Origin of the sequence: Arthrobacter gandavensis (assembly GCF_039528575.1) — a bacterium.
Classification (GTDB): domain Bacteria; phylum Actinomycetota; class Actinomycetes; order Actinomycetales; family Micrococcaceae; genus Arthrobacter_B; species Arthrobacter_B citreus_B.
Map to the genome: position 1 here is coordinate 647,345 of NZ_BAAALV010000002.1, position 6,542 is coordinate 653,886.

Here is a 6,542-nt window from a genome sequence, read left to right on the forward strand (position 1 = left end):
TATCCCTGCAGGACTCAAACGCTGGCTCCAGGCCAGGGACGGAACCTGCAGGTTCCCCGGCTGTTCAGTAAATGTCACCCACGCAGAGATCGACCACACCACCCCGTACGCACGCGGCGGACCAACAGACCACACGAACCTGGAACACCTCTGCCCCAAACACCACAGGTTCAAAACCCTCGGCCACTGGAAAGCACGCCAGCCAGAGGCCGGAACCATCGAATGGAACTCACCCACCGGCCGCACCTACACCACCGACCCCACACTGGACTACGCCAAGAGCGAGCCCACCTCCAGAGCTCTGCGAGGTCGGAACAATGCACGAAACAATGCAGGAGACGCGTATCCCGGTCTGTACGAAGCCGGTGTCCGCGCCGCCGGGTCCGCCCCAATACCTGCCCCCAGCCGGTCCGACCCAACACCTGCCGCCGGTCGAAAGTACAGCCAGCGGGCCAGCTCAACAACGGATGGGATCGAAGACGATCCACCGCCGTTCTAGCGACCACGCCAGCGACAGCTAGAACGAGTTTGCTTCAAGGCGTACGTACTGGTCGGCTAAGCGGCACCGCGGGACTCAACAAACACGGTCAAAGCCAGCCAGATACCGGCCAGTCAGGCCCCGGCCAGCCAGGCACCTGTCCGCGAGGCATCGGCCCGCCAGCCGCCGGCGCTGCCAAGCCCGTCACCGGCCATCAAGCCAAAGGCACGATGAGAGCTGGGCTGAAGCAACCCACACTGCCGATAACCTAGGTCCCGAGAGCGTTTGGGACGGGAACGGCTGGACGGCGCACCGGAAGGGGATTCGAATGACAACCAGGGCGCTGCTGATCGCCGACACCCATCTGCCGAAGCGGGCCAAGGTGCTGCCGGCGCAGGTGTGGGACGAAGTTGAAGCCGCAGACCTGGTAATCCACGCCGGAGACTGGGTCAGCGAGGAGCTTCTGGACGAGCTCCAGGACCGCTCGAGGAAGCTGCTGGGCTGCTGGGGCAACAATGACGGACCAGGACTCCGCGCCAGACTGCCGGAGGTGGGCACCGCAGTCATCGACGGCGTGCGGATCGCCGTCGTGCATGAAACCGGAACGGCCAAGGGACGTGAAACGCGCATGCAGGATGCCTTCCCGGACACGGACCTGCTGGTCTTCGGACACAGCCACATCCCCTGGGACACCACAACACCCAACGGACTGCGGCTGCTCAACCCGGGATCACCCACAGACCGGCGCCGCCAGCCGTACTGCACCTACATGGTGGCCCACATCGATGACGGAACGGTCGACGTCGAACTGCACCGGCTGCCGCTGCGCAACTCCCGCACCTCATAGCTTCCACGGCAAAACCCGGTCCGCCTCAGCTTCGACGCAGGAGTTTCCCAACAGGCGCTGCGCTTGGGGAGACCTCCGCACCGCGCAGGAAGGTCCGCCGCACCACCCCGGTCAGTTCCCTGCCCGCATAGGGGGTCACCGGATTCCGGTGCTGGAGCCGCTCCGGGTCCACCACGAAGGAATCTTCCGGAGCGAACACGGAAAAGTCGGCATCAGCACCAACCTCCAGCCGGCCCTTGCGCGTCAGCCCGGCCAGATCCGCCGGACGGCAGGACATCCACCCAACCACGGACTCCAGCGGGATTCCGCGGGTCCGCGCCTCAGTCCAGACGACCGGTAAGCCAAGCTGCAGCGAGGACACCCCGCCCCAGGCAACCCCGAAATCTCCGTGCTCCGGGTCCTTGAGGTCCGGTGTGCTGGGGGAGTGATCCGAGACAATCAGATCAATGGTTCCGTCGGCGAGCCCCTGCCACAGCTGCTCCCGGTTGGCATCCTCCCGGATCGGCGGGCAGCACTTGAACGCTGTGGCACCGTCCGGAACCTCCTCGGCTGCCAGAGCGAGGTAGTGCGGGCAGGTCTCAGCCGTCACCCGGATTCCCTCCCGTTTGGCCGCGGCAATCAGCGGCAGCGCTTCGCCTGAGGACAGGTGCAGGATGTGCGCCCGCCCGCCGGTCCTGCGGGCAGCATCGATCACCCGGGAGATGGCCTTGTTCTCTGCTGCGCGCGGCCGGGAAGCCAGGAACCGGCTGTATTCGCGGCCGGACGGCGACTCTGCCGAAGCGATGACCTGCGGATCCTCGGCATGGACGATCAGCAGGGAGTTGAAAGACGCGATCTCGGTGAGGTCCTTCTCCATCTCCTCCGGCTCCAGATGTGGGAATTCGTCCACTCCCGAGTGCACCAGGAAACACTTGAACCCGAAGACCCCTGCGTTGTGGAGCGGCCGCAGGCTGGCGGTGCTGCCCGGTACAGCACCGCCCCAGAACCCTACGTCAACGAACACTTGCCCGGCAGCAGCTTGGCGTTTAGCCTCAAGCGCCGCAACGGACACAGTGGGTGGAATCGAATTCAGCGGCATGTCGATCAGGGTGGTGACGCCGCCGGCGGCAGCAGCACGGGTGGCGGAGGCAAATCCCTCCCACTCGGTGCGGCCCGGTTCGTTCACGTGGACGTGGGTGTCCACCAGCCCCGGCAGCAGTACTTCATCCGGTGCCAGCTCCATTTCCAGCGTTCCGGACAATCCGGTGCCCAGCGGCTCGACGGCGGCAACGGCACCATCGCGGACCCCAACCTCCCAGGCACCGGTGCCGGCGGTCGCGAAGACCCTGCGCCCGCGGATCACCAGGTCGAAGCCGCCGCTCACGAAGTGCCGTTCGCGCCAGCGCGGTACGGCTCAAGCCAGGCAAACGCTTCCGTGCTGGGGCTCAGGTATTCAAGGCTGATGAACCCGCTGTAGCCGCCCGCAAGGGCCGACGCCGTCCACTCTGCCAGAGGGAGATCGCCGGTTCCGGGTGCGCCGCGTCCCGGGGCATCAGCCAGCTGGATGTGGCCAAACGACGCCGCATGCTGGGCGATGAGGGCCGGTACGTCCTCTCCGTTCACCGCCAAATGGTAGAAATCCGCGAGCAGGGCGATGTTCGGTCGCCCGGTGCCGTGAACCCTGTCCAGTACGGTGAAGCAGTCGGCAGCGGTCCGAAGGGGATAGTCAGGCAGACCGCTGAGCGGCTCAAGCAGCACTGTCCCGCCCAGATGGGCGACGGCGTCGGCGGCCGCAGCCAGGTTCTCCACCGCGCAGTCGGCCTGGACGGCTGGCGCAACATCTTCTTCCGACAGGCCGTACAGTGCATTGAACCCCCGGCAGCCTGTTCGCTCCGCAATCCCGGCGATGGACTCCAGGCTGGAACGGAACGCAGCACTCTTCGGCGGCGATGAGAGCACGCCGCGTTCCCCGGCAGACATGTTCCCGGCATAGAAGTTGAGCCCCGTGAGGCGGACACCGGCGTCGGCGATTGAAGCCAGGAAGGCATCGACCTCCCGGTCCCCGGGCACCGGCGACTCAAACGGCCACCAGAACTCGACGGCGTCGAACCCTGCGGCCGCTGCGGCAGCCGGGCGCTCCAGCAGCGGAAGATCCGCCAGCATGATCGAGCAGTTGACGGTCAGGTCCGGGCTGGGGAGGGCAAATGCGGAGGGCATGGGTTCCTTCGGGATCACAGCAGAACCTGCCTGTTGACGTCCTTGTAGAGCAGATAGCGGAAGTTTGACGGGCCGCCGGCATAGCAAGCCTGCGGGCAGAACGCGCGGAGGGACAGATAATCTCCCTCCTGCACTTCCACCCAGTCCTCGTTGAGCCGGTACACGCCCTTGCCCTCCAGGATGTAGAGCCCGTGCTCCATGACGTGCGTCTCGGCAAACGGAATGGACGCCCCGGGCTCGAAGGTGACCACGTTGACGTGCATGTCATACGCCAGGTCATCAGCGGGCAGCATGCGGGTGGTCCGCCACTTATTGTCCGTTCCCGGCATAGCCGCCGGTTCAATGGCGCCCTCATGTCCGACGACGACGGCCGGGGTGTGCCCGGCCAGCGGCTCGTACGCCTTGCGGATCCACTGGAACCTTGCCGGTTCCGCGCCGTCGTTGGCTGCTTCCCAGATCCGTTCCGGCGGCAGGTAGGCGAAGCCGCCGGGGCCCAGTTCGTGGCGCTCGCCGTCGATAGTGACCGCCAGGGGACCGCCGTCGAGCACAAAGACAAAAGACTCGACGTGCTGCTGGGGCTCCGGGGCCCGCGACCCGCCGCCCGGGGCCACTTCCACCAGATACTGGGCAAAGGTGGTGGCCCCGCCGGCCACGGGCCGGTTCAGGATCCAGGCCCGGGTGCGCTGCCACTCGGGCAGGACGCTCACCACGATGTCCCGCAGCACGCCGCGCGGGATGACCGTGTACGCCTCGGTGACCACTGCACGGCCGGTGAGGAGCTCCGTCTGCGGCGGCAGGCCGGCTTCGGGGGAGTAATAGCGGCTCACAGGGGTTCCATTCCTCGAGGGCGGGTAAGGCGGTCCAGTTCCTGGGCGGACACCCCGGCGGCGGAAACCTCCGCCTCCGTTACTGCTCCACAGGCTGCCGCCCGCTGGATAAACCGGGCCAGCGCCCGTGCGGTGGCTGGTTCATCCAGGATGGCGCTTTCCCGTCCGTTCAGGTAGTTGCCCAGCCTGGCAGCTGCGGCGGGGAAGCCGCTGCGGAAGAAGGCGTAAGTAGCGAGGAAGCGGGTGGGCAGCTGTGCCGGGTGCAGGTCCCAGCCCTGGTAGAAGCCGGCCGCGAGGGAACGTGCCACCAGGCGGGCGTGGAGTTTCCAGGCACGGAACATGTTCTCCGGTCCGCCCACGGGCAGGATGTTCGTTGACCCGTCGGAAAGCCGTACGCCGGTACCGGCGGCAGCGGCCTGCATGACGGTTTTCGCGTAGTCAGCCGCCGGATGATCCAGTGACTGGTGCTCCGGGGCGATCCCCACGGCCGCGGAGTAGTCATAGGTGCCGTAGTGCAGGCCGCTGACCCGCCCCGGTGCAGCGTGAAGGAGGCGTGCCACGGCAGCCGTGCCGTCCGCGCCGAGGATCACCTGCGGGGTCTCCACCTGCACCTCGAAACGCAGGCAGCCAGGAGGCAGGCCGTGTGCATCCTCCAAGCGTCCGCAGACGAATGCCATGGCTTCCACCTGTGCCACTGTGCTGACTTTGGGCAGGGTGAGCACGAGTCCCTCCTGCAGGCGGGACCCGTGCGCTCCCGGTCCGGAAAGCAGTGCTGAGAGGAAGAGGTCGAGTGTGCGCAGGCCCCGCCCGCGGGTGCCGGCTTCCATGGACTTGAATCGGATCCCCATAAAGGCCGGGCCCGTCCGGGCAGCAGCAGCTGCTGCCACGGCGCGTCCGGCCTCGGCTGCATCGGCGTCTTCGACGTCGTCCGGGCGGACGCCGTAGCCGTCTTCGAAATCCAGCCGGAGGTCTTCGACGGGTTCCGTGGAGAGCTTCCGCGCAACAAGATCGGCAAGGACGTCCGGATCATGGAGTTCCAGCCGTGAAGCGAGCCGTTCCAGCCCATCCTGTCCCTGTGCGGCAGCCAGGGCTTGCCGGCCCCATTCGGTTGAGAGCCCCGGAGTGAACGCGTCAGCTGGAACGTAGACCGTGTGTACCGGCTGGCGGCTGCCGTCGTCGCCGGGATACGACCCTGCCAGCAGCTCATCCGTTGGGCGCAGCGAGTGCGCAAGGTGCTGGTAATCTGCGGCGTTGAGGACAGGAACGGGTTCGCGATGTTCAGCCATTGCAGTGCCCCCTATACGCCTTCCGTATGACGGATAATATTGTTTGCGATACGGAATGACAATGGATTTAGTGCTGAACTGTTCGCCTCGGTGAACCGTACCGGAAGGACCTGCCGTGATGGCTGAGCGAACCGCTGGCTCGGGAGTGCAGTCGGTGGAACGGGCCTTCGAGTTGCTTGAACTCATCACGGACGCCGGCGGTTCAGCGGCGCTCAGCGAGCTCGCCGCCACAGCGGACCTGCCGCTGCCCACGATCCACCGTCTGCTGCGCACCCTGGTGGGCCTCGGCTACGTCCGGCAGCTGCCCAACCGCCGCTACGCGCTGGGACCAAGGCTGATCCGGCTTGGCGAAGGGGCAACCGCCCAGCTGGGCGCCCTGGCCCTGCCGGTGCTGAAGAAACTCGTGGACCAGCTGGGCGAAACAGCCAACATGGCAGTACTGGATTCGGACCAGGTGCTTTATATCGCCCAGGCACCCTCCCGGCACTCCATGCGCACCTTCACCGAGGTGGGCAGGCGCGCCCACGCCCACGCCACCGGCGTCGGAAAAGCAGTCCTTGCCCAGCTCCCGGACGACCACGTGCGCCGGATCGTCACCCGCACCGGCCTGCCTGCGGTAACAGAGGCGAGCATCACCGGCCTTGATGAGCTGCTGGCGGACCTGGAACTGATCCGTGAGCGCGGCTGGTCCGTCGATGAGCAGGAGCAGGAGCTGGGCGTGCGGTGCTTCGCCGCAGCCGTACCCGGTGCGCCCAGCCCCACCGCGATTTCAGTTTCCGGGCCGGTCTCACGTGTGGATGAAGCCTTCGGAGAGCGGGCTGTTCCGCTGCTGCAGGCCGCTGCGCGGGAGATCGCGGAGGACCTGCGCCAGGGCTGATCCGGCTGCAGAACGAAGGAAGGGCCGGAAA

The 6,542-nt window shown here is 66.6% G+C and carries 7 protein-coding genes; 3 read left to right on the forward strand and 4 right to left on the reverse strand.

Annotated features, from left to right (window positions below):
- The coding region (locus ABFX29_RS06275; RefSeq protein ID WP_346038481.1) for an HNH endonuclease signature motif containing protein at positions 1-499 on the forward strand (499 nt) is incomplete at its 5' end.
- Positions 500-806: 307 nt separating this feature from the next.
- Complete coding sequence (locus ABFX29_RS06280) at positions 807-1,325, forward strand: metallophosphoesterase family protein (RefSeq protein ID WP_152225826.1); 519 nt, start codon at positions 807-809, stop codon at positions 1,323-1,325.
- Between the two features lie 25 nt (positions 1,326-1,350).
- Here ABFX29_RS06280 and allB read toward each other — a convergent pair whose 3' ends face one another.
- From allB to ABFX29_RS06300, 4 genes are read right to left on the reverse strand one after another with little or no spacing between them, the layout of a single operon-like run.
- Positions 1,351-2,688, reverse strand: coding sequence for an allantoinase AllB (gene allB / locus ABFX29_RS06285; RefSeq protein ID WP_152225828.1), 1,338 nt, complete (start codon positions 2,686-2,688; stop codon positions 1,351-1,353).
- Positions 2,685-3,521, reverse strand: coding sequence for a hydroxypyruvate isomerase family protein (locus ABFX29_RS06290; protein ID WP_152225830.1), 837 nt, complete (start codon positions 3,519-3,521; stop codon positions 2,685-2,687). The genes allB and ABFX29_RS06290 overlap by 4 nt, the downstream gene beginning before the upstream one ends.
- Positions 3,522-3,535: 14 nt before the next feature.
- Entirely contained in the window at positions 3,536-4,348 is an 813-nt protein-coding gene (locus ABFX29_RS06295; protein WP_152225832.1) for a bifunctional allantoicase/(S)-ureidoglycine aminohydrolase, read from the reverse strand.
- Positions 4,345-5,634 (reverse strand): DUF6986 family protein, encoded by a 1,290-nt coding sequence (locus ABFX29_RS06300; protein ID WP_152225833.1) that lies wholly within the window; start codon positions 5,632-5,634, stop codon positions 4,345-4,347. The genes ABFX29_RS06295 and ABFX29_RS06300 overlap by 4 nt, the downstream gene beginning before the upstream one ends.
- A 118-nt stretch (positions 5,635-5,752) precedes the next feature.
- On the opposite strand from ABFX29_RS06300, the gene ABFX29_RS06305 reads away from it, so the two are divergent.
- Positions 5,753-6,511, forward strand: coding sequence for an IclR family transcriptional regulator (locus ABFX29_RS06305; protein ID WP_152225835.1), 759 nt, complete (start codon positions 5,753-5,755; stop codon positions 6,509-6,511).
- The last annotated feature ends 31 nt before the right edge of the window (positions 6,512-6,542 follow it).

Excerpts from the sequence above, each read along its gene's own strand:
- ABFX29_RS06280 (WP_152225826.1), top strand. The coding sequence starts at position 807 with ATGACAACCAGGGCGCTGCTGATCGCCGACACCCATCTGCCGAAGCGG.
- ABFX29_RS06290 (WP_152225830.1), bottom strand. The coding sequence starts at position 3,521 with ATGCCCTCCGCATTTGCCCTCCCCAGCCCGGACCTGACCGTCAACTGC.
- ABFX29_RS06300 (WP_152225833.1), bottom strand. The coding sequence starts at position 5,634 with ATGGCTGAACATCGCGAACCCGTTCCTGTCCTCAACGCCGCAGATTAC.
- ABFX29_RS06305 (WP_152225835.1), top strand. The coding sequence starts at position 5,753 with ATGGCTGAGCGAACCGCTGGCTCGGGAGTGCAGTCGGTGGAACGGGCC.